The following is a 23110-nucleotide window of genomic DNA, read 5'->3' on the forward strand; positions in this document are numbered from 1 at the left end:
CTCCACTGGGGAATTCACGAGACTAAGAGGGTAGTGGGACTGTCTCTTTTCATAACCTGTAATAAATGACAGCTTTTTAGATCTTTTCTGTCCAAGCACGCCGCTGCTGAGAACAGTTAATACTTTCGCTTGCGCATTTATAGGGACATGTCAGTAACGAACAACCCGTCGACCTGTTCAAAATACGATCAATTCCGCTCAGGGTTATAGCCAGCAGGTCTCCTGGCCCTATGCCAACATGTTATCCACAGATCCACACACAGCAGATGGGGACAACTGAATGAAACGTGCGCCTTTGCGGCAAAAAAATTGAAGAAAAAGCGTGACTTACTCAGGGCGGTTGATTCTGCAGGCGACTGATCATTTATTGACCAACGGCTTGGAGAACAGATAATCCGTGCCCTCCAGCGGACGACGAACACCTTATCCACAGAAGCGCCAACAGACTTTGGGGGCAACTTGTGCACTGTCGCCATATCTTGTGGAAAACCCTGTCCAGACAGCAGATTTCAAGGCGTTCAGTGTGCATCGAGGGGTATTAACACACATTTGGTTATTTATTGATCAAAACCTTGAAGGGCCCGATTAACAAGGCTTACAGCCGATAGCAAACATCTTATCCACAGAAGCGCCAACAGAGATTGGGGGCAAGTCTGCATCAGCAGCAGCACATATCCCCTTGAAAAAGCATGGAAAAACCACGAGCCAGGCTGGGTGTTTTTTGATCGACGCCATGCAAGGCTTGATTTGTATGGGGTGTAGCGAGGGGCGAACATGTTATCCACAGAACCACCAACAGGGATTGTGGGTAACCGTCCAAGCTGTTCAGACTCTATTGAGGCATGAGCGACCTGAATCGAGATCCAGGTTCAATTCAAAGTCTTTGAAGGCGCGCCATCCGAGTAATATCGACGGCACGTATTGTCCGTCCACCAACGACGGCGGGATGGTAAAGCCCGGGTAGTATTTGTAGCTGACCACCAAGGTGTCGCCTTGCAGGGCCAATACGCCGGTGAAGCGTTGAAAGTGCTTATTGTCGCCGGTGTAAACGTTCGAGCCTCCCGGTGTCAGCGCCTGCGCCACGCTGACGTGCCTGCCGGGCGACGCGGCCGTCAGGTAGTCGACATTTCCCGTATCGATGATGGCTTGCGTTGTCCGACGATCCAGCTGTGCGGCAACTACCAGCCGTTGGTTGAGATCCAGGCGGCTCAAGACAATTGGCGCATCACAGCGCCGGGCAGGCGGCGGATTAAGCTCCAGTGTTCTCCTGGTTATCTTCAAGCGCCCCAGCTTGCTGATCAGATCCAGCCCCAACAAATTATCCCGGTCGCTGACAAAGACCAGGACGTTCCTGAACTCACGGGTGCCGACTCTCAATGACCCGAGAATTCCCAACCTCGCGGCCAGGCCCCTTTCGCCATAAAACGTGCTGTAGCGATAATGAGCATCGGGCAACATCCTGATCCCCAACTGTTTCGCAGTTTCAATGTTGACCCGGGTTTGCGGTGCCCCCGTGTCCAGTACAAAACGCGCCGAGACACCGTTGGCCGTTCCGACTTCGATAAATGGCAGCGATTGTTCAGCGATGTAGAAGTCATTGGCATACGGATGGAGCTGCAGCACCTCATGTCGCGCAGATCCCTTGACCGAGAAATTGCCAGCCCTCGTCAGAATAGCCAGTGATTCGCTGCCAAACATGGAGAACAGGGCATTCAGGTCGGCATCGACCGCAATCGCCCGGGCATGCTTGCCCTTGATGGCCAGATAGTATTCGGGGATTTGGTTGGCGGCCTTGGCTTCGAGCATTCTGGCCAGGACCGTCACTGAACAGCTGAGGTGCTTATCGGCATCCAGTACCTTGTCGCACTGCTGCCGTAGCTGCGCCAGGGACGCGTCGCGCCCCTGCCCGGTCTCCAGCCATTGATAAAAGTCCTGATCAGCCACGGGCACGTTTGCCGGGACAGCAGACAGCAAGCCGGTGGATATCCACAGGGTCGATGCAAAAAGCGCCGGAAGAGCGAAAGTCTTCATGTTCAAGCCAGTCATAAAAACCGGATTTCATGAGTCAGCGCTGAACGTCTGAAAACTCCCTAAAGCGTGTCGCACCCTTGATCAGCGCATAGAAAACTGTAGCTCATCGCCCTCGTCAACGTGGAACGAGGGCGCGTGGCGTTGGGGATAACCTTCGCTGGTTAGAACCCCCGCAGACTCAGGGCCTGTGCATAAGATAGGCGTCACCGGTGACGCGGATCATGGGATGAGGGGTGACCTGGCAGGTTTTGATGATCTCGAAACCGTGCCGCTCGTAAAAGCGCCGGGCGCCAGTGTTGGCGGCATAGTCGATCAGGCTCAGGCCATTGAGCCCCAGTTGGTCGGCACGTTCTTGAGCATGGGCGAGAAACTGCACGCCCAGGCCCCTGTTGCGCCAGCCCTCGTGCAGGGCAAGGCTGGAGATATAGAGTGTGTCGGGCACTTCCATGTCGGCGTAAGGCGCCAGTACCGGGTCGGTCGTCGGCACCGCCAGTGGATCGTGGCGCATCACGTAGCTGTGCATCATGCCAATGACCTGGCCACCGGCCTCGGCAATCAGGCAATTCTGGTAGGAGAAATCCACGTCGTCCCGGGCATACCGAATGGTGCCGACGTCCAACAGATCCTGGCCGGGCTCCGCGATCTGGCTCCAGATGTAGTCTGAAGCGCCTTCGGATGAAATCTGGAACAACCGCGCAATCTCACGCGCATCCGCGCGGACTGCCGAACGAAATTCAACTGTCATTGTTTCCCCGTGAATTCTGGTAATGCAGGCATCCGGTGGGACCAGTGTTAGCGTTCACCGAAGATCAAAGTTGTAGGAGCGAGCCTGCTCGCGAAAAACCTGAGGACACCACAGTCATTCAGACATCCCGCGTCATCGTTAACCACCATCGCGAGCAGGCTCGCTCCTACAGGAGATCTGTGCTGAAACCGGGTTAGCGGACCACACCTTCCTCAATCAGCAGCTTGAGGATCGCTTCTGCCCCCGCTTGCGCCGTAACGCCTTTGAGCACTTGCCCACCACCACCGCTGGCCTTGGCCGTCGCGGCTTTCATGCGATCGGCGCCGCTCTTGGCCTTGATCACCTTAAGGCGCTTGGGCCGTGGCTTGGCCGGCTGCAGGGTGGCGACCGCGAGCAGTTCATCGTCGATGACCTCGACGTCCTGTGCCTGCAGCACGCCGCGTCGGGCCGGGCCGTACGCACTCTGCCGTGGCTTGGGCGCGGCGTTATCCACAGTCGCCAGGAACGGCAAGCGAACCTTCAAGCGACGACGCTGACCACGCGGCAACGCTTGCAGCACCAGCGCCGAACCGCCATCGATGGACTCGACTTGCGCCAACCCCACCACCAGCGGCCAGCCCAGGTTTTCAGCGAGGAGGAATGGCAACATGCCCGATCCTTCGCCGGTTTCCGCCTGGCTGCCGGTCAACACCACCTGGGCCCCGGCATCGCGCAGATAATCGGTCAGCGCCGGCAGCGCGTCGGCGCCTTGTGGTTGTTCCAGCACGTGCAGTTGTTCCAGGCCCATGCCCAGATACGCACGCAATGCAGGCTCGGTGATGTCGCCGGCATGCAGCACCTGCAAGTTATCCCCAGCCAATTGCAGGCCCAGTTCCACCGCCCGCGCATCCTGTTCCGCGCGACGCGGCCGACCGGACGTCGGGTGGGCGCCGATGGACACCAGGCTGATGATTTTCGTGCTCATAACCCTTTCCTTCCCTTAAGCCGCATCGCGCTTGGCGTCGTTGCGGTAAGCCGCTACCGCATCGATCAAGGCTTGAAGAATCTCGGCACTTTCGCCAATCACCGACAGGTCGGCCCGTTTGATCATGTCGCAGCCAGGGTCGAGGTTGATCGCCACCACCTTGTCGCAGGCACCAATGCCTTGCAGGTGCTGGATCGCCCCGGAAATCCCCACCGCCACATAGACCCGTGCGGTGACCCAGGTGCCGGATGCCCCGACCTGACGGTCGCGAGCCATAAAGCCGTCGTCCACCGCCACCCGCGATGCGCCTTCGGTCGCGCCGAGGGCTTCGGCAGTCCTGTGGAAAAGTCCCCAGTCCTTGACCCCATTGCCGCCGGAGAAAATGAACTCGGCTTCGGCCATGGGGATTGCCGCCGGATCGACGGCCACTGCGCCCAGATCTTCGATTCGCGACAGGCTGCGTGCCACGGTTGTGGATAACTCCACGGGCAGCGCTTCGTGACGGGTTTCGCTGACCGGCTCGGCGCACTCGGCAGCCGCCAGAATCAGTCGCGCCAGCGGACGGGCAAGGTCTTGCAGGCCAGCACCGGCGCGGCCGATGCACTCCTGATCCTTGACTTGCCAGACCCGCGTGGCCGGGCGCTCGCCCAGTGCTGCGGCAAAACGTCGGCCGAGTTCGCCACCACCGCTGCGGCTGTCCGGCAGCAACCAGTGATGCGGGCTGAACTGGTTATCCACAGCCCGCAGGCCCTGGACCCGTTGTTCCGGTGCATAACCGCTGAATTCTTCGCCGTCCAGCACCAGCAGGCGGTCGACGCCCGCCGTGGCGAAAGCGTTTTCCTTGTGTTCGCCGAACACCACGGCCAGCACTGCACCGTCCTTGCCGGCCAGTTGATGAGCCAGGCCCAGCAGGTCGCGGTCGTGGCTGCTCAAGCGGCCGCCGACCATGTCCGGCACCACGCTGATGTAAAACGCTGGCGCGGCCACCTGATGCAGCGGCAATTGCACTTCGACGGCAGCCGAGCGTTTGGTCGCCCCGCCCTGCTGTGCGCCACTGCGGTCAATGCGCTTGATGCCGTTGGGGCCAATGAAACCGACACCATGGGGATTCTTGCGGATGACGCCGTTAGGCCCCATCCAGCTGTGTTGCGCTGGCTGCATGGCCGCGTGCAGCGGGTGCAGACGGTTGCGGGCGATCCATTCGGCGCGAGGGTCGCGGCGGATAATGTCACTCATCAATGCACCTCCGCAGGTTCACGTTTGGCCGGTGCCGAAGGCTTTCCCGGCGCGGCGTCTTCAAGCAACGCGTCCGCCACCAGCTCGGCAATGTCCTTGATCAGCGGCCTGGGTTCGACCACGCCTTCGAGCATCGCCGTGCACTGTGGACAACCCACGGCCACCAGTTCGGCGCCGGTTTCGCGGATGTCTTCCATGCGCATGTCGGGAATGCGTTGCTTGCCAGGGATGTCGGTGATCGGCGCGCCGCCACCACCGCCGCAGCAGCGGGAGCGGAAACCGGAGCGTTGCATTTCTTTCACTTCAATCCCGAGCGCACGCAGTACCTGGCGCGGTGCCTCGTATTCGCCGTTGTAACGGCCGAGGTAGCACGGATCGTGATAGGTCACGCTATCGCCTTTGTGCTGGCCAAGATTGAGCGCGCCAGCATCGATGATTTCCGCCATGTAGGTGCTGTGGTGCTGCACCAGGTAGTTACCATCGAAGGCGCCGTACTCGTTTTTCAGCACGTGGAAACTGTGCGGATCGCAGGTGACGATACGGTTGAAACTGTATTTGGCCAGGGTCTGGATGTTGCGCTTGGCCAACAGCTGGAAGGTTGCTTCGTCGCCCAGGCGCCGGGCCACGTCACCGCTGTCGCGCTCTTCGAGGCCGAGCACGGCGAAGTCGATTTTCGCCGCCTTGAGCACTTTGACGAAGGCGCGCAGGGTGCGCTGGTTACGCATGTCGAAGGCACCGTCGCCGACCCAGAACAGCACGTCGGTGGATTTCTTTTCTCCGAGCAGGTTGAGGTTCAGGTCCGCTGCCCAGTTCATCCGCCCGCCCGGCGCGAAACCGCCAGGGTTGTCGGTGGCGATCAGGTTTTCCAGGACTTCGGCACCCTTGTTCGGGGTCGCGCCTTTTTCCAGGGTCAGATGACGGCGCATGTCGACGATGGCATCGACGTGCTCGATCATCATCGGGCATTCCTCGACGCAAGCGCGGCAGGTGGTGCACGACCACAGCGTCTCGGCATCTACCAGACCGTTGACGATCGGCTGATGCGGATTGCCCGCGTGTTCGCCAATGGCTTTGCCTGGATACGGGCTGCCGGCGAACTTGGCATCGGTGCCACCGGCCAGGCCGACGACCATGTCCTGAATCAGTTTTTTCGGGTTCAGCGGCTGACCGGCGGCGAAGGCCGGGCACGCTGCTTCGCATTTACCGCACTGCACGCAGGCGTCGAAGCCGAGCAACTGGTTCCAGGTGAAATCCTTGGGTTTTTCCACACCCAGTGGCGCGGTCAGGTCGCTAAGATCCAGCGGTTTCAACCCCGTGGAACGACCACCACCAAAACGTTCGGCGCGGCGGTGCCAAGCCAGGTGCAGGGCACCGGCAAAGGCGTGTTTCATCGGCCCGCCCCAGGTCATGCCGAAGAACAGTTCCGACACGCCCCACAACACGCCAACCCCGAGAATCGCCGCCAACAGCCAGCCACCGAAATTTTCCGGCAGGATGCCCGCCACCGGCAGGGTCAACAGGAAGAACGAGGCCGAAAACGCCAGCAGGCTTTTCGGCAGGCGCATCCACGGGCCTTTCGACAGGCGCGACGGCGGATTGCGCCGACGCAGGTAAACGAAGATCGCACCAACGAACATCACCGCCGACATCAGCAGCAACGCATAGCCGAGGAAGCGGTTATGCAGGCCGAAACCATGCACCAGAATCGCCAGCACGATGGACGCCACCGCACCGCCAGCCGTGGCGACGTGGGTGTTGGCAATGTATTTGTCCCGCGCTACCACATGGTGCAAGTCGACCATGTAGCGCTTGGGCATGGCGAACAGGCCGCCGATCAGGTCGACCTTGGAGGCTCGGCCCCGGCGCCACATGGCCACCCGCCGCAACGCGCCCAGGACACCAAGGCCCAGGGCGGCGAACAACAGGATTGGAAGAAGGGTGTTCAACATGGTGAAGCTCCCAAAGACCTCGGGCTTAACTACCTGGATACCTTGCTCGACTCCCTGTAGGAGCGAGCTTGCTCGCGATGGGCGTTAACGATGACGCGTGCGGTCTGGAAGAACGCGGCGCCTTCAAATTCATCGCGAGCGAGCTCGCTCCTACACAGGGTTATGTGCAAGCCGTTAGAAATCCTTGCACAGCCGCAGCGCGTCGTAGATCGCCGCGTGCACGTTACGCTGGGCCACGCAGTCGCCGATGCGGAACAGCAGGTAGCCGTCGCCGCTCTGTTCCAGGCAAGGTTGCGGCTTGATCGCGAACAAGGCTTCGACGTCGATCTGGCCTTTGTTGCGCGAGCCTTCCTTCAGCGCGTAGTAGATTTCTTCGTCCGGACGCACGCCGTTTTCCACGACCACTTGGTCAACCACCCGCTCCTCTTTGGCGCCGGTGTATTCGTTTTCCAGTACCGCTACGAGCTTGTCGCCTTCGCGGTAGACCTTCTCCAGCATCATGTCGCCGGTCATGATCACTTCTTTCGGATACATGCTGCGGTAGTAAGTCGGGAACGACGTACCGCCAATCGCCACACCAGGCTTGATGTCGTCGGTCACGATCTCGACCTGGCTGCCCTTGTCGGCGAGGAAGTCGGCGGTCGACATGCCGGTGAACTCGCAAATGGTGTCGTAGACCAGCACGTTCTTGCCCGGTGCCACCTTGCCATCGAGGATGTCCCAGCTGCTGACCACCAGGCCTTCAGCCGCGCCCCAGTGTTCGTTCTGCTCGATGAACGGATGACCGCCGACGGCCAGCACCACCACGTCCGGACGCAGGTCCATGATGGTTGGCGCGTCAGCCGCGGTGCCCAGGCGCAGGTCGACTTTCAACCGCGCCAGTTCCAGTTGATACCAGCGGGTGATACCGGCGATCTGGTCCCGTTGCGGGGCTTTCGATGCGGTGGTGATCTGCCCGCCGATGAATTCCTTTTTCTCGAACAGGGTCACATCGTGGCCACGCTCGGCGGCCACGCGGGCGGCTTCCATCCCGGCAGGACCGGCGCCGACCACCACCACCTTGCGTTTCACGCCAGTGGTTTTTTCGATGATGTGCGGCAGGCCCATGTATTCACGAGAAGTCGCGGCGTTCTGAATGCACAGCACATCCAGACCCTGATACTGACGGTCGATGCAGTAGTTGGCACCGACGCATTGTTTGATCTGGTCTATCTGGCCCATTTTGATCTTGGCGATCAGGTGCGGGTCGGCGATGTGCGCGCGGGTCATGCCGACCATGTCGACGTAACCGCCTTCCAGGATACGTGTGGCCTGGTTAGGGTCCTTGATGTTCTGCGCGTGCAGCACTGGAACCTTGACCACTTCCTTGATACCGGCAGCCAGATGCAGGAACGGCTCCGGCGGATAACTCATGTTCGGAATCACGTTGGCCAGGGTGTTGTGGGTGTCGCAACCCGAACCCACGACGCCGATGAAGTCGAGCATGCCGGTATCGTCGTAATACTTGGCGATCTGCTTCATGTCTTCGTGGGATAGACCATCCGGGTGGAACTCGTCACCGCAGATGCGCATGCCCACGCAGAAATCGTCACCGACCTCGGCGCGTACGGCTTTCAAGACTTCCAGACCGAACTTCATGCGGCCTTCGAAGGTGCCGCCCCATTCGTCGGTACGCTTGTTGACCCGTGGGCTCCAGAACTGGTCGATCATGTGCTGATGCACCGCCGACAGTTCGACACCGTCCAGGCCACCGGCCTTGGCGCGGCGGGCCGCTTGAGCGTAGTTACCGATCACCCGCCAGATCTCTTCCGGCTCGATGGTTTTGCAAGTGGCACGGTGCACCGGCTCGCGCACGCCCGACGGCGACATCAGCGTCGGCCAGTTGAAGCCGTCCCAACGCGAGCGACGGCCCATGTGGGTAATCTGGATCATGATCTTGGCGCCGTGCTTGTGCATGGCGTCGGCAAGATTCTGGAAGTGCGGAATGATGCGGTCGGTGGACAGGTTCACCGAACTCCACCATTCCTGCGGGCTGTCGATGGCCACCACGGACGAACCGCCGCAAATCGCCAGGCCGATACCGCCCTTGGCTTTCTCTTCGTAATACTTGACGTACCGGTCGGTGGTCATGCCGCCGTCGGTGGCATAGACCTCGGCGTGCGCGGTGCTGAGCACGCGGTTGCGGATGGTCAGTTTGCCGATCTGGATCGGCTGGAACATTGCTTCGAAAGCCATGGCGGGTTCCTCGACTTACAACGGCTTGACGGTGAACAAGCCGTCTTCGTGGCCCTCTTCGGAGCCACCGTAGACTTGTTCGGCCACGGTGCGGATCTTGCTGCCGCGAGCGGCGAGGATCTGATCCATAGCCCCTGCAAACCAGCCAGTGAACATGTAGTCGACCTTGCGCCCGACCTTGCCGTACACGTAGACGAATGCCGAGTGTTCGAGCTTGACGCTGGCGGTGCCTTTGTCGAGGTCGATGTCCTGGATCTTGAACAGGCCCCAGCCGCGCTGCGACAGGCGCTTCATGTAGTGTTCGAACACCGCGACACCTTCCAGGCCGTGGCATTCGGCTTCTTTTTCACACCAGTGCCAAGCGGACTTGTAGCCGGCCTTGTAGAGGATTTCGGCATAGGCTTCAGCGCCCAGCACTTCCTCGATGCCCATGTGGTTGTTAACGAAGAAATGGCGCGGCACGTACAGCATCGGCAGGGCGTCGGAGGTCCAGACACCGGTTTCGCTGTCGACTTCGATTGGCAATTGCGGGGCGATCTTGGCCATGGAAACTTAACTCCAGAAAAATTTTGGTGTTGCCCCCGGCACGGGCGGCCGGGGGAAAGGATTCAGAGGTGCGGCGGCTTATTCGCCCCAGACATCTTTCAAGACGTTGACCCAGTTCTCGCCCATGATCTTGCGTACCACGCGCTCGGAGTGGCCGCGCTTGAGCAGGGTCTCGGTCAGGTTCGGGAACTCGCCCACGGTGCGGATGCCCAGCGGGTTGATGATCTTGCCGAAACTGGTCAGGCGGCGGGCGTAGCCCTTGTCGTGGGTCAGGTATTCGAAGAAGTCCTGGCCATGGCCCTGGGTGAAGTCGGTGCCGATGCCGATGGCGTCTTCGCCGACGATGTTCATCACGTACTCGATGGCTTCGGCGTAGTCGTCGATGGTCGAATCGATGCCCTTGGCCAGGAACGGCGCGAACATGGTCACGCCGACAAAGCCGCCGTGGTCGGCGATGAACTTCAGTTCTTCATCGGACTTGTTGCGCGGGTGCTCTTTGAGCCCCGATGGCAGGCAGTGGGAGTAGCAGACCGGTTTCTTCGACTCGAGGATGACTTCTTCGGAAGTCTTGGAACCGACGTGGGACAGGTCGCACATCACACCAACGCGGTTCATCTCGGCGACGATTTCGCGACCGAAACCCGACAGGCCGCCGTCACGCTCGTAGCAACCGGTGCCCACCAGGTTCTGGGTGTTGTAGCACATCTGCACAATGCCGACGCCCAGTTGCTTGAACACCTCGACATAGCCGATCTGGTCTTCGAAGGCGTGAGCGTTCTGGAAGCCGAACAGGATGCCGGTCTTGCCCTGCTCCTTGGCTTTACGGATGTCGGCGGTGGTGCGCACCGGGATCACCAGGTCGCTGTTCTCGCGAATCAGCTTCTGGCTCGCGGCGATGTTGTTGACGGTGGCCTGAAAGCCCTCCCACACCGACACGGTGCAGTTAGCCGCCGTCAGACCGCCCTTGCGCATGTCTTCGAACAGTTCACGGTTCCACTTGGCGATAATCAGCCCGTCGATAACGATGCTGTCGGCGTGCAATTCGGCTGGGCTCATCAGGCTGTCCCCTTGTTAGCGATTCATGCGCCGAATCGTGTGCCGGCGCTTTGGGGCCAGCATATGCCTCGGTGCAGGGGCAGCCGGGTGCAAAAACGACAGGGGGTTTGCCGAAAGCGTCAATCCGCGACAAAGGGTCGTCGCCAGGCACAATCATCGACCTGTTCAAGGCCCCTGGCTTGGGCCAGAATTCGCCGCATCACTGGATGCTTCACTGGACAAGAGCGGCGACGATAATGAAATCGATCATTCTGGCAATGGCACTGATTGCGACCGGCGTACACGCAGCGGAGGTGGCCGACGACAATCCCTGCGACAAAGTCGAAAACGACATCCAGACCCTCGAGTGCTCGGCCTTCAGCAAAACCTCCGCCGAAGACCTGCTCAAGGAAAACCTCCAGGGCCTGACCGAGCGCATGCAGTCGCAATACGGCAAAAACCCGTCGCAACTGGCCGACATCACCGCCAAGATCAAAGCCGCCCAACAGCAATGGCTGAAGACCCGCGACGCAGACTGCGCCGTCGAAGCCTTCCCGGCCACCAGTGGCAGCAAGGCGCTCACCATTGCCCAGAACGATTGCATTGCACGGATGAGCGACGAGCGGTCGGAGTTTTTGGAGTCGATTGGGCAGGAGTGATCCGTTCCCCAGCCAGCTTGAGCTGTAAGCTGCACACCCTCTGTCACTAATGGGATTGAACATGAAAGTCTGCGGCATCGAAATCAAAGGCAGCGAAGCGATCATCGCCGTGGCCACGCTGGACGGTCAGGCGCTGAGCCATGTCGCGCTCGCCACCAAGAAAATTGCCCTGGACGATGACGACGAGGCCGCCAACGTCAAAGTATTCGCCGCTCAGGTCGCTTCGTTTGTCCGTGAGAATTCCATCGACCGCATTGCGATCAAGAAACGCAGCAAGAAAGGCGAGTTCGCTGGCGGGCCGACCACGTTCAAGATCGAGGGGGTTTTCCAGTTGCTGGAGAATTGCGAGGTGACCTTGCTGTCGCCGCAGACCATCACGGCGCAGTGCAAGAAATTCAATGTCGAGCTGCCGGCGACGCTGAACAAATATCAGCATGAGGCCTACAAGGCTGCGTGTTCGGCATTGGTGAAGAAGTAAATAAACTTCCGGAACACCAATAACCTGTGGGAGCGAGCTTGCTCGCGATGGCGGTAAGGCAGTCGACATCTATGTTGAATGTGCCGACCTCATCGCGAGCAAGCTCGCTCCCACAGGTTTCTCGGGTGATTATGCCTTGGCGGTGCGTCGATCCTCCCGCGGGCACCGCTCATACTTCGCCCGATAACTGCGGGTGAAATACGACGGCGATTCAAACCCGCAGGCAATACTCACTTCCAGCACGCTCATGTCGGTCTGGCGTAGCAACTGCCGGGCCTTTTCCAGCCTTAATCGCAAGTAGAAATTGCTCGGCGTGTCGTTCAGATGCAGGCGAAACAGGCGCTCCAGCTGCCGCCGCGTCACCTTGATCGATTCCGCCAGTTCCAGCGTGCTCAGCGGCGGTTCGCTGTGCTGCTCCATCTCGCCGATCACGTGAACCAGCTTCTTGTTGCTGATGCCATAACGGGTGGCGACTTCCATGCGCTGATGGTCTTTGCGCGGGCGGATGCGGCCGAGCACGAATTGTTCGCTGACCTGGATCGCCAGCCCGGGGCCATGGGCCTGGGCGATCAGATCCAGCATCAGGTCAATGGAAGCGGTGCCGCCAGCGGAGGTGATGCGCCGGCGGTCGATCTCGAACAGTTCCTGGGTGACGCTGAGCTGTGGATAGGACTCTTTGAAGGCATCGATAGCTTCCCAGTGCAGGGTCAGGCGATGACCGTCGAGCAAACCTGCCTCGGCGAGGATGAAGCTGCCGGTGTCGATGGCGCCGAGGGTCACGCCTTCGTTGTCCAGGCGGCGCAGCCAATGTTCCAGCGCCGGGGTGGCGAACTTCAGGGGTTCGAACCCGGCGACCACCAGCAGCGTCGCGCCTTTCTTCAGCGGCTCCAGCGCCGCATCGGCGTTGACCGACATGCCGTTGCTGGCCAGCACCGCCCCGCCGTCGGCGCTCAGCACATGCCAGCGATACAGCTCGCCGCGAAAGCGATTGGCGACCCGCAACGGCTCGATGGCCGAGATAAATCCGATGGCCGAGAAACCCGGCATCAACAAGAAGTAGAAATCCTGGGACATGGAGCGCACTCGATTGGCAGGTAGCGAGAGGGCGAGGAGCGTGAGGACGTTGATACGCCTGTTGCCCGCGGCATTCAAGAGCACAGGTCGCTGCAGTGCAAGAGTCGGTCGCCGCAGTGCGCTTTCATGGGCGCTTAGCTGCGTAACTTGGCATCACCGGCGCATCAGACACCGGAACTCACAATAAACGAACTGCCGAGGAACCCGAGATGAAACGACTGATCAGCAGCTGTGTTCTTGCACTCAGTGGTACCGCTTTGCTGAGCGCCAGTGTCATGGCCGCCGAACCCGCCGCGTGCCAGAACGTGCGCATGGGTGTAGTGAACTGGACCGACGTGATCGCCACCAGTGCCATGACCCAGGTATTGCTCGACGGCCTCGGCTACAGCACCAAACAAACCAGCGCCTCCCAGCAAATCATCTTCGCCGGGATCCGCGACCAGCGTCTGGACCTGTTCCTCGGCTACTGGAACCCGCTGATGACCCAGACCATCACCCCGTTCGTCGATGCCAAGCAGGTCAAGGTGCTTGAAGCACCAAGCCTGCAGGATGCCCGCGCGACCCTCGCCGTGCCGACCTACCTCGCCGACAAGGGCCTGAAAACCTTCGCTGATATCGCCAAATTCGAAAAAGAACTGGGCGGCAAGATCTACGGCATCGAGCCTGGCTCGGGCGCCAACACCCAGATCAAGGCGATGATCTCCAAGAACCAGTTCGGCCTCGGCAAGTTCCAGCTGGTCGAATCCAGCGAAGCCGGCATGCTCGCCGCCGTGGATCGCGCCGTGCGTCGCAACGAAGCCGTGGTGTTCTTCGGCTGGGCGCCGCACCCGATGAACGTCAACGTGAAAATGACCTACCTCACCGGCAGCGACGACGCCCTTGGCCCGAACGAAGGCAAGGCCACCGTATGGACCGTCACCGCACCGACCTACACCGAACAATGCCCGAACATCGGTCGCCTGCTGAGCAACCTGACGTTCACCGCCGAAGACGAGAGCCGGATGATGCAGCCGCTGCTGGATCACAAGGACGCTTTCGAGTCGGCCAAACAATGGCTCAAGGATCACCCGCAGGACAAAAAACGCTGGCTTGAAGGCGTCACCACCTTCGATGGCAAACCGGCGGCTGAAAACCTGAAACTGACCAGTAAATAAACCGAATGAACCACCGACTCGCAGCCCCACCGGGCTGCGAACGGGATCACCACGCCCGGCCAAAACCAAAAACTCGCCTGTAAGGAACCGCCAAATGAACCACGACGTCATCATCACCTGCGCACTCACCGGTGCTGGCGACACGACCGCCAAGAGCCCGCACGTGCCGGTCACCCCGAAACAAATCGCGGCCGCCGCCGTGGAAGCCGCCAAGGCCGGTGCCACCGTGGTTCACTGCCATGTGCGCGACCCGCAAACCGGCAAGTTCAGCCGTGATGTGGCGCTGTACCGCGAAGTGATGGAGCGCATCCGCGAGGCGGACGTGGACATCATCGTCAACCTCACCGCCGGCATGGGCGGCGACCTGGAAATCGGCGCTGGCGAGAACCCGATGGAATTCGGCCCGAATACCGACCTGGTCGGCCCGCTGACCCGCCTGGCCCACGTCGAAGAACTGCTGCCGGAAATCTGCACCCTCGACTGCGGCACCCTGAACTTCGGCGACGGCGACACCATTTACGTCTCCACCCCGGCCCAACTGCGCGCTGGCGCCAAACGCATCCAGGAACTGGGCGTGAAAGCCGAGCTGGAAATTTTCGACACCGGCCACCTGTGGTTCGCCAAGCAGATGATCAAGGAAGGCCTGCTCGACAACCCGTTGTTCCAGCTGTGCCTGGGCATCCCTTGGGGCGCACCGGCGGACACCACCACCATGAAAGCCATGGTCGACAACCTGCCGGCCGACGCGGTCTGGGCCGGTTTCGGTATCGGTCGCATGCAGATGCCGATGGCGGCACAAGCAGTGTTGCTCGGCGGCAACGTGCGGGTCGGGCTGGAAGACAACCTGTGGCTGGACAAGGGCGTACTGGCGACCAACGGCCAACTGGTCGAGCGCGCCTCGGAAATCCTCAGCCGTCTCGGCGCCCGCGTCCTGACCCCGGCTGAAGGCCGAGCAAAAATGGGCCTGACCAAGCGCGGTTAATCCCACCACCTTTTCCCCCACAGTTTTTTTTCCGAGCCAAATTCAGGAATTGACCATGAGCTTTATCACCGAAATCAAAACCTTCGCAGCGTTAGGCAGCGGTGTCATCGGCAGCGGTTGGGTATCCCGCGCCCTCGCCCATGGCCTGGATGTAGTGGCCTGGGACCCGGCCCCCGGTGCCGAAGCGGCCCTGCGCAAGCGTGTCGCCAACGCTTGGGGCGCACTGGAAAAACAAGGTTTGGCACCGGGTGCATCGCAGGATCGCCTGCGTTTTGTCGCAACCATCGAAGAGTGCGTGCGCGATGCCGATTTCATCCAGGAGAGCGCCCCGGAACGGCTGGAGCTGAAACTGGACCTGCACAGCAAAATCAGCGCGGCAGCCAAGCCCAATGCGCTGATCGGCTCCAGCACCTCTGGCCTGTTGCCGAGCGAGTTCTACGAGAGTTCGACGCACCCGGAACGCTGTGTGGTCGGTCATCCGTTCAACCCGGTTTACCTGCTGCCACTGGTGGAAGTGGTCGGCGGTAAAAACACCGCCCCTGAAGCGGTGCAAGCGGCCATGAAGGTCTATGAATCCCTGGGGATGCGCCCGCTGCACGTGCGCAAGGAAGTGCCGGGTTTCATCGCCGACCGCCTGCTCGAAGCACTGTGGCGCGAGGCGCTGCACCTGGTCAACGACGGCGTGGCGACCACTGGTGAAATCGACGATGCAATCCGCTTCGGCGCCGGCTTGCGCTGGTCGTTCATGGGCACCTTCCTGACCTACACCCTGGCCGGCGGCGATGCCGGCATGCGTCACTTCATGGCGCAGTTCGGCCCGGCGTTGCAATTACCGTGGACCTACCTGCCGGCGCCGGAGCTGACCGACAAACTGATCGATGATGTGGTCGATGGCACCAGCGATCAACTGGGCAAACACAGCATTTCGGCGCTGGAGCGCTATCGTGATGACTGCCTGCTGGCGGTGCTGGAGGCGGTGAAGACCACCAAAGAGAAGCATGGGATGGCCTTCAGCGAGTAAACCTCAAGCTAATGGGCCAGCAGGTCTGCCCCCTTCGCGAGCAAGCCCGCTCCCACATTTGATCGCAGGTGTCTGATACAACTCGGTCACCTGTGGGAGCGAGCTTGCTCGCGATAGCGGCAATCCGGTCACCACACAAATTGGATCAGAAACCATGCCCACCCTCACCACCTACCAAACCACCATCATCCCCGACTGGGTCGACTACAACGGCCACCTGCGCGACGCCTTCTACCTGCTGATCTTCAGCTACGCCACCGATGCCCTGATGGATCGCCTGGGCCTGGACAGCAACAGCCGCGAGGCCAGCGGCAACTCGCTGTTCACCCTCGAACTGCACCTCAATTACCTGCACGAGGTGAAGCTCGACGCCCAGGTCGAAGTGCACACCCAAATCATCGCCCACGACAACAAGCGCGTGCACCTCTATCACAGCCTGCATCTGGTGGGTGATGCCCGGGAACTGGCTGGCAATGAACAGATGCTGCTGCACGTGGACCTCGCCGGGCCGCGTTCGGCGCCGTTCAGCGAGCAGTCCTTGAGCCAGCTGCAAGCCATCGTCGCCGAACAGGCGGACCTGCCAGCGCCCGAGTACATTGGCCGAGTGATCGCATTACCCCAAAAAAAATAACAAGGAGATCGCCATGAACACCGCCGCTGCCTTTGCCGACTTTCGTACCTATCCGTTGATCAGCGCGCTGACTGCCGTGCAGACCCTGGCGGACCGTGTTCTGGTGAAGTGGGCCGACAATCGCGTCAGCCCCTTCCACCATCAATGGCTGAGAGACAATTGCCCGTGCCCCCAGTGCGTGTACACCGTGACCCGCGAGCAAGTGCTGGAAATCGTCGATACAGCTCAAGACTTGATCCCTGACCAAGTGCACATCGACACCGAAGGTTGCCTGTCGGTTGATTGGCAGGACGGCCACAGCAGCCGCTTCGACCCCGGCTGGCTGCGCGCCCACGCCTATGACGACGAGTCCCGCGCCGAGCGCCAGGCACGCAAGCCAAAAGCCAGGCTTTGGCACAGTAATTTGCAGTTGCCGGTATTCGAGTATCAGGCGCTGATGAACGACTCTGACGCCTTGTTGCAATGGTTGTTGGCGGTACGGGATGTCGGATTGACCCAAGTCCGTGGCGTGCCCACCGAACCCGGCTCTCTGAAGCTGATCGCCCAACGGATTTCCTTCATCCGCGAGAGCAATTTCGGCGTGCTGTTCAACGTGCAATCCAAGGCCGACGCCGACAGCAACGCCTACACCGCGTTCAACCTGCCGCTGCACAGCGATTTGCCAACCCGAGAGTTGCAACCGGGGCTGCAATTCCTGCACTGCCTGGTCAATGACGCCGAGGGTGGCGAGAGCATTTTTGTCGACGGGTTTGCCATTGCCGATGCCTTGCGCCGGGAAGACCCCGAATCTTTCAAAAGCCTCTGCGAAATCCCCGTGGAGTTTCGCAACAAGGACCGTCACAGCGACTACCGCTGCCTGGCACCGATCATTGCCCTGGATACGTTGGGGCAAGTGTCGGAAATCCGCATGGCCAACTTTCTGCGCGGCCCCTTCGATGCATCCGTGGAGCAGATGCCCAAGTTGTATCAGGCCTACCGGCGCTTTATCGCAATGACCCGCGAGCCTCGATTCAGGTTGATGCAGCGGCTCAATCCCGGTGAACTGTGGTGCTTCGACAACCGCCGCACCCTGCACGCCCGCAACGCCTTCGACCCCGCCACCGGCGCCCGGCATTTCCAGGGCTGCTATGTCGACCGGGATGAGTTGTTGTCGCGCATCCTCGTGTTACAGCGCTGAACCGCGTCATCGTTCATCGCGAGCAAGCTCGCTCCCACAGGGATTGCGAATAACCTGTGGGAGCGAGCTTGCTCGCGATGGCGCCAGTGCAGACACCTCCCATCTCCCGGATTCACAGGCAAAAAAAACCCCGATCAAGCCGTGACAGGATCGAGGCAGAGGGTACTGTTGAGGAGCTGCCGTGCGAGGGTGACCAAACCTTCGTGAAGCGAGCTGAGTCCAGTGTGCCCCCTCCTTTGGCCGGCAAGTTGCCCGAAAACGACCTGTTCATAGCCAATGCTGCCATTGCGACAATTCGCCCTTGCCGACACCCGGCACCCCTACCAGAATCGAACCAAGACACCGTTCCCTGAAGAAGGATTGCGTCATGATGCACGCCGATTTGATAGACCAGGAAGACCTGTTGGGCCAGCTCAAGTCGTTGGGCTTCGAGGTGCCCACCGGCGCCACCGCCGAGCAAGCCTGCGAGTGTGCGGTACGAGGTTTGAACGATGTACGGGCGATGACCCTGCGGACCATGGTCAAACAGATGTACACCAGCAGCGCGACCATCTTGCCGGCGGTGCGCCAGGCGATCGACAAGCAGTTGTTGCCGGCGCTGGCGGAGTATCAGCAGAGCCACACAGGCCGATAAACAGCCTTCGCGAGCAAGCTCGCTCCCACATTTGATCTGTGTCGTTCACAAAACCAATGTGGGAGCGAGCTTGCTCGCGATGAAGGCGCCTCGGTCTAGAGCCTTACACTGGCAAACGTAGACTCATTACGCGCCTGGCTCAGCGCCGACAACGGCCCGGACAACGGCGACAGCACCAGCGCTTGAGGCAACGGCATCATCGCCACCTGCTGGGTGGTGTTGGACCCTACGCGCTCGTCACGCGGCGGAATGCCGAAGTATTCGCGGTAGCACTTGGAGAAGTGCGGCGTGGACACAAACCCGCACACCGAAGCCACTTCGATGATCGACATCGGCGTTTGCTTGAGCAGCTGGCGCGCGCGGATCAGGCGCAGCTTGAGGTAGTAACGCGAAGGCGAGCAGTGCAGGTACTTCTGGAACAGGCGTTCGAGCTGACGACGGGACACCGCGACATACACCGCCAGTTCGTCCAGGTCGATCGGCTCTTCAAGATTGGCCTCCATCAACGCGACGATTTCCTGCAACTTCGGCTGGTTGGTGCCGAGCATGTGCTTGAGCGGTACACGCTGGTGATCCTGTTCGTTGCGGATGCGCTCGTAGACAAACATTTCCGAGATCGCGGCGGACAGTTCACGTCCGTGATCGCGACTGATCAGGTGCAGCATCATGTCCAGCGGCGCGGTGCCGCCGGAGCTGGTGAAGCGATTACGGTCGAGGGTGAACAGGCGGGTGCTCATCGCTACACGCGGGAAAGCTTCCTGCATCGCCGCCAGGCATTCCCAGTGCACGCTGCAATCGAAACCATCGAGTAGGCCGGCGCAAGCCAGGGCCCAGCTGCCGGTGCACACCGCGCCGAGGCGGCGGGACTGGCGAGCCTGGCTTTGCAGCCATGACACGTGTTCCCGGGTAACGGTGCGCTGGATGCCGATGCCGCCGCACACGATGACGGTGTCCATCGGCGGGGCTTTGTGCATGGAAGCGTCGGGGGTGATTTGCAGGCCGTCACTGGCCCAGACCTGGCCGCCATCGACGGTGAGGGTGGTCCAGCGATAAAGCTCGCGACCGGACAACTGGTTGGCCATGCGCAGCGGTTCCACTGCGGAGGCCAGAGAAATCAGCGTGAAATTGTCCAGCAGCAGAAAGCCGATGGATTGAGGCGCACGGTTCTGGGGTTGGGCCCCGGAGTTGAACGTCGTCATCGCGGTATCTCCTCACACAAAGCGGGTGATGGCCTCAGGCGGAGGCTCTTTTTATTGCCATCGTTCTCGCGTGGGAGACGGGCTTTGTAATGACAGAGCAATTGCCATGCCTAAATTTGAATGCGCGTTCAATAACTCCTAAAAACGACGTCGGAATGTGTCTATGTATGTCTTGCAAGGCGTGGGGATTTAAATGGCCATCAGGACTGGCAAGCGCCCCGGCCCACAAGCTGTGAGCAATTCGGTAGCACTTGTGGGAACGGCGTTTCGCCGCATCGCAGAGGAGTGTCACCGCAAGCACGGGTGACGGGCGGTCGAAGGCTGGCTGGCCCTCGATCAGTGGCAAGGCGATTTATCTGTGAGCGACGCGCCAAAAGGTGGCGCGCTTTCGAGCGGGTGTTCACTTAGCGCGCAGTTTTGACTGGTCTGGCGCTATCGCGAGCAAGCTCGCTCCCACAGGGATTTATGGTGTGTCTCACTTCTCCAATCCACACCGAATCCTGTGGGAGCGAGCTTGCTCGCGATGGGGTCAACGCGGTCTCAACACTCCACCGCACTCACCGCCAACCCACCCCGCGATGTCTCCTTATATTTGTCATGCATGTCGGCACCGGTATCGCGCATGGTGCGGATCACCCGATCCAGCGAAATGAAGTGCTGACCATCACCGCGCAATGCCATTTGCGCGGCGTTGATCGCCTTCACCGCGGCAATTGCGTTGCGCTCGATGCACGGCACCTGGACCAGCCCACCCACCGGGTCGCAGGTCAGGCCGAGGTTGTGCTCCAGGCCGATCTCCGCCGCGTTGCACAGTTGCTCTGGCGTGGCGCCAAGGATTTCCGCCAGCCCCGCCGCCGCCATGGCGCAGGCCGAACCGACTTCGCCCTGGCAACCGACTTCGGCACCGGAGATCGAGGCGTTCTTCTTGCACAGGATTCCCACCGCCGCCGCGCCGAGGAAGTAGTCGACGACATTGGCGTCGGTTACGGCCTCGCTGAATTTCATGAAGTAGTGCAGCACCGCCGGAATGATCCCCGCCGCGCCGTTGGTCGGTGCCGTGACCATGCGCCCGCCGGCGGCGTTTTCTTCGTTGACCGCCAGGGCGAACAGGTTGACCCATTCCATGGCGCTCAAGGTCGAGCCGATCACGTTGGGTTTGTTCAGTTCCTGCAGGCTGCGATGCAGCTTGGCCGCGCGGCGGCGCACGTTCAACCCGCCGGGCAGGATGCCTTCGTGTTTGAGGCCCTGTTCAACGCAATCCTGCATGGCGCGCCAGAGCTTCATCAGGCCGCTGCGGATTTCATCCTCGCTGCGCCACACCCTCTCGTTGGCCATCATTAACTCAGCCACGCGCAGGTTGTGTTTTTTACACAGTTCCAGCAGCTCGGCGGCGCTGGAAAAATCATAAGGCAACACCGTGCTGTCGAGGTCGACGACACCGCTGGAGGCCTGCGCTTCATCGACGACAAAACCGCCGCCGACCGAATAGTAGGTGTCGCGATGCAACTCGCCGTCATCACCCTCGACAATCAGGGTCATGGCGTTGGGATGGAATGGCAGGTTCTCGTCGATCAGGCGCATGTCCCGGCCCCAGATGAAGGGCACCGGCAAGCGAGCGTCGAGCAGCAGCGTGTCGGTCTCGCGCAGGTTGGCGATACGGATGCCGATTTGCGACGGATCAATCGCATCCGGCCACTCGCCCATCAGCCCCATGATCACTGCATTGTCGCTGCCGTGGCCGATACCGGTGGCCGACAACGAGCCGAACAGCTGGACTTCGACACGCCGCACCTGCTCAAGCAACCCACGCTCGCGCAGGCCCTGCACAAACAACGCCGCCGCCCGCATGGGCCCCACGGTGTGCGAACTGGATGGGCCGATGCCGATTTTGAACAGGTCGAAAACACTGATAGCCATTACTGCCGAACTCCTGGATGGGCCCACTGCGCACGCAAAAACGCACGGTGACGGAGCTGCTACGCTCAAGCTGCAATCCGCCGAGATGACCGCATCATCAAGCTTTTATCGTGTTGTTCGACGTCTCTAACCGACGCACTCATGCCCACCAGCGCCGCGTGTCTTTTACGCCGTGTTTTCGCCGTTTTTTTGCGGTTCAGAAGAGGAAAAGGGCCTGAAAAAATCTGTAAACGACGTCACCGACACTGGATGCGACCATCCCTGTACTGGATACGACGCACCCTGTAGGCGTCAGATTTTCACTGGTACATGATCATATCGACTCGATTGCAAGGCGCTGCGGTAGAGCTGTCTCCAGAACGCCATCCAACCGCAACCTATAAGTGCGGTGGTCCAGTCGGAACACTGCCAAAAAAAACACCAAGGAGTCCATCCATGAAAGGTTCCCCGTCGTTGTTGTTGGCCGCCATGCTTAGTCTGCCGGTTCTGGCGCAAGCCGCAGAACCGGCGCAGTGCAGTACCGTAAACTTCTCCGATGTCGGCTGGACCGACATCACCGCGACTACCGCGACCACCAGCGTCGTGCTCAACGCCCTCGGCTACAAGACCAAGACCACCATGATTTCCGTGCCCGTGACCTACAAGTCCCTGGCCGACGGCAAGAACATGGACGTGTTTCTGGGCAACTGGATGCCGACCATGGAAAACGACATCAAGGCCTACCGCGATGCCGGCACCGTGGAAACCGTACGCACCAACCTCAAGGGCGCCAAGTACACCCTCGCCGTCCCTCAGGCGCTGTACGACAAGGGCCTGCATGACTTCGCCGACATCGCCAAATTCAAGAAAGAGCTCGACGGCAAAATCTACGGCATCGAGCCTGGCAACGACGGTAATCGTCTGATCCAGAGCATGATCGACAAGGATGCCTTCGGCCTGAAGACCGCCGGTTTCAAAGTCGTCGAGTCCTCCGAAGCAGGCATGCTGTCGCAGGTTGACCGCGCACAGAAACGCGACACCGCCGTGGTGTTCCTCGGCTGGGCGCCGCACCCGATGAACAAGCGCTTCAAAATTCAATACCTGACCGGTGGCGATGACTTCTTCGGCCCCGACTTCGGTGCCGCCACCGTGGCGACCAACACCCGCAAGGGTTACGCGCAGGAGTGCAGCAACGTTGGTCAGTTGCTGAAGAACCTGGAGTTCACCGTCGACATGGAAAGCGAACTGATGGGCAACATCCTGGACGACAAGATGAAGCCTGACGCGGCCGCCAAGGCCTGGCTGAAAAACAATCCACAGGTGCTCGATACCTGGCTCGCTGGCGTGACCACCATTGACGGTAAACCAGGCCTGGAGGCCGTGAAAGCCAAACTGGCCAAGTAATCGCTTATGCCGGGCGGCCTCGGCCGTCCGGGCTGTTTATTTCCTTGCATGCGGACGTTC

General features: G+C 60.5%; 20 protein-coding genes. 9 read left to right on the top strand and 11 right to left on the bottom strand.

The annotated features are described in order from the left end of the window. Positions 1–825: 825 nt before the first annotated feature. The 8 genes from PSJE_RS17400 to PSJE_RS17435 all read right to left on the bottom strand — a co-directional run bounded on the left by PSJE_RS17400 (position 826) and on the right by PSJE_RS17435 (position 10762). Positions 826–2031, bottom strand: coding sequence for a retropepsin-like aspartic protease (locus tag PSJE_RS17400; RefSeq protein WP_224795434.1), 1206 nt, complete (start codon positions 2029–2031; stop codon positions 826–828). Positions 2032–2209: 178 nt separating this feature from the next. Beyond that, positions 2210–2776 (bottom strand): GNAT family N-acetyltransferase, encoded by a 567-nt coding sequence (locus PSJE_RS17405; protein ID WP_057712994.1) that lies wholly within the window; start codon positions 2774–2776, stop codon positions 2210–2212. Between the two features lie 193 nt (positions 2777–2969). Continuing rightward, positions 2970–3740, bottom strand: a complete 771-nt coding sequence (gene etfB, locus PSJE_RS17410; RefSeq protein ID WP_090451839.1) for an electron transfer flavoprotein subunit beta — start codon at positions 3738–3740, stop codon at positions 2970–2972. A 15-nt stretch (positions 3741–3755) separates the two neighbouring features. Beyond that, entirely contained in the window at positions 3756–4976 is a 1221-nt protein-coding gene (gene etfA / locus PSJE_RS17415) for an electron transfer flavoprotein subunit alpha (protein ID WP_057712992.1), read from the bottom strand. After that, positions 4976–6925: a dimethylglycine demethylation protein DgcB gene (gene dgcB, locus PSJE_RS17420; protein ID WP_090451841.1), complete on the bottom strand. Its 1950-nt coding sequence runs from the start codon at positions 6923–6925 to the stop codon at positions 4976–4978. The genes etfA and dgcB overlap by 1 nt, the downstream gene beginning before the upstream one ends. A gap of 174 nt (positions 6926–7099) precedes the next feature. Further along, complete coding sequence (gene dgcA, locus PSJE_RS17425) at positions 7100–9160, bottom strand: dimethylglycine demethylation protein DgcA (protein WP_057712990.1); 2061 nt, start codon at positions 9158–9160, stop codon at positions 7100–7102. 15 nt (positions 9161–9175) lie between these two features. Further along, on the bottom strand, positions 9176–9706 hold the full coding sequence (locus PSJE_RS17430; protein ID WP_008048169.1) for a DUF5943 domain-containing protein: 531 nt from the start codon (positions 9704–9706) through the stop codon (positions 9176–9178). A gap of 78 nt (positions 9707–9784) precedes the next feature. Next, entirely contained in the window at positions 9785–10762 is a 978-nt protein-coding gene (locus tag PSJE_RS17435) for a dipeptidase (RefSeq protein ID WP_032829497.1), read from the bottom strand. Positions 10763–10998: 236 nt separating this feature from the next. On the opposite strand from PSJE_RS17435, the gene PSJE_RS17440 reads away from it, so the two are divergent. After that, positions 10999–11400 (top strand): lysozyme inhibitor LprI family protein, encoded by a 402-nt coding sequence (locus PSJE_RS17440; RefSeq protein ID WP_057712989.1) that lies wholly within the window; start codon positions 10999–11001, stop codon positions 11398–11400. A gap of 61 nt (positions 11401–11461) precedes the next feature. Further along, positions 11462–11878, top strand: a complete 417-nt coding sequence (locus PSJE_RS17445; RefSeq protein ID WP_090457710.1) for a DUF3010 family protein — start codon at positions 11462–11464, stop codon at positions 11876–11878. A 129-nt stretch (positions 11879–12007) separates the two neighbouring features. Here PSJE_RS17445 and PSJE_RS17450 read toward each other — a convergent pair whose 3' ends face one another. Next, positions 12008–12952 (bottom strand): GlxA family transcriptional regulator, encoded by a 945-nt coding sequence (locus PSJE_RS17450; protein WP_090451843.1) that lies wholly within the window; start codon positions 12950–12952, stop codon positions 12008–12010. Between the two features lie 209 nt (positions 12953–13161). On the opposite strand from PSJE_RS17450, the gene PSJE_RS17455 reads away from it, so the two are divergent. The 6 genes from PSJE_RS17455 to PSJE_RS17485 all read left to right on the top strand — a co-directional run bounded on the left by PSJE_RS17455 (position 13162) and on the right by PSJE_RS17485 (position 18551). After that, complete coding sequence (locus PSJE_RS17455; protein WP_090451845.1) at positions 13162–14106, top strand: choline ABC transporter substrate-binding protein; 945 nt, start codon at positions 13162–13164, stop codon at positions 14104–14106. Positions 14107–14200: 94 nt separating this feature from the next. Beyond that, the gene (cdhC, locus tag PSJE_RS17460) at positions 14201–15088 is read left to right on the top strand and encodes a 3-dehydrocarnitine:acetyl-CoA trimethylamine transferase CdhC (RefSeq protein ID WP_057712986.1); all 888 of its coding nucleotides are present in this window, start codon (positions 14201–14203) and stop codon (positions 15086–15088) included. 55 nt (positions 15089–15143) lie between these two features. Next, a complete protein-coding gene (locus PSJE_RS17465; RefSeq protein WP_090451847.1) occupies positions 15144–16109 on the top strand; it encodes an L-carnitine dehydrogenase in 966 nt (321 codons plus the stop codon). A 154-nt stretch (positions 16110–16263) separates the two neighbouring features. Then, complete coding sequence (locus PSJE_RS17470) at positions 16264–16740, top strand: thioesterase family protein (protein WP_090451849.1); 477 nt, start codon at positions 16264–16266, stop codon at positions 16738–16740. Between the two features lie 13 nt (positions 16741–16753). Further along, positions 16754–17917: a gamma-butyrobetaine dioxygenase gene (locus PSJE_RS17475; RefSeq protein WP_090451851.1), complete on the top strand. Its 1164-nt coding sequence runs from the start codon at positions 16754–16756 to the stop codon at positions 17915–17917. A 367-nt stretch (positions 17918–18284) separates the two neighbouring features. Further along, positions 18285–18551 carry a hypothetical protein gene (locus PSJE_RS17485; RefSeq protein WP_007995656.1) on the top strand — a complete coding sequence of 89 codons (267 nt, stop codon included), beginning with the start codon at positions 18285–18287 and terminating at the stop codon, positions 18549–18551. A gap of 95 nt (positions 18552–18646) precedes the next feature. Here PSJE_RS17485 and gbdR read toward each other — a convergent pair whose 3' ends face one another. Together gbdR and PSJE_RS17495 are read right to left on the bottom strand one after the other, a co-directional pair. Beyond that, the gene (gene gbdR, locus PSJE_RS17490; RefSeq protein WP_007975492.1) at positions 18647–19750 is read right to left on the bottom strand and encodes a choline metabolism transcriptional regulator GbdR; all 1104 of its coding nucleotides are present in this window, start codon (positions 19748–19750) and stop codon (positions 18647–18649) included. Positions 19751–20290: 540 nt separating this feature from the next. After that, entirely contained in the window at positions 20291–21667 is a 1377-nt protein-coding gene (locus PSJE_RS17495) for an L-serine ammonia-lyase (protein ID WP_090451855.1), read from the bottom strand. A 435-nt stretch (positions 21668–22102) separates the two neighbouring features. On the opposite strand from PSJE_RS17495, the gene PSJE_RS17500 reads away from it, so the two are divergent. Beyond that, complete coding sequence (locus tag PSJE_RS17500; protein WP_057712981.1) at positions 22103–23050, top strand: choline ABC transporter substrate-binding protein; 948 nt, start codon at positions 22103–22105, stop codon at positions 23048–23050. The last annotated feature ends 60 nt before the right edge of the window (positions 23051–23110 follow it).

It is taken from the genome of Pseudomonas jessenii, assembly GCF_002236115.1.
In the GTDB taxonomy this organism is placed as follows: domain Bacteria; phylum Pseudomonadota; class Gammaproteobacteria; order Pseudomonadales; family Pseudomonadaceae; genus Aquipseudomonas; species Aquipseudomonas jessenii.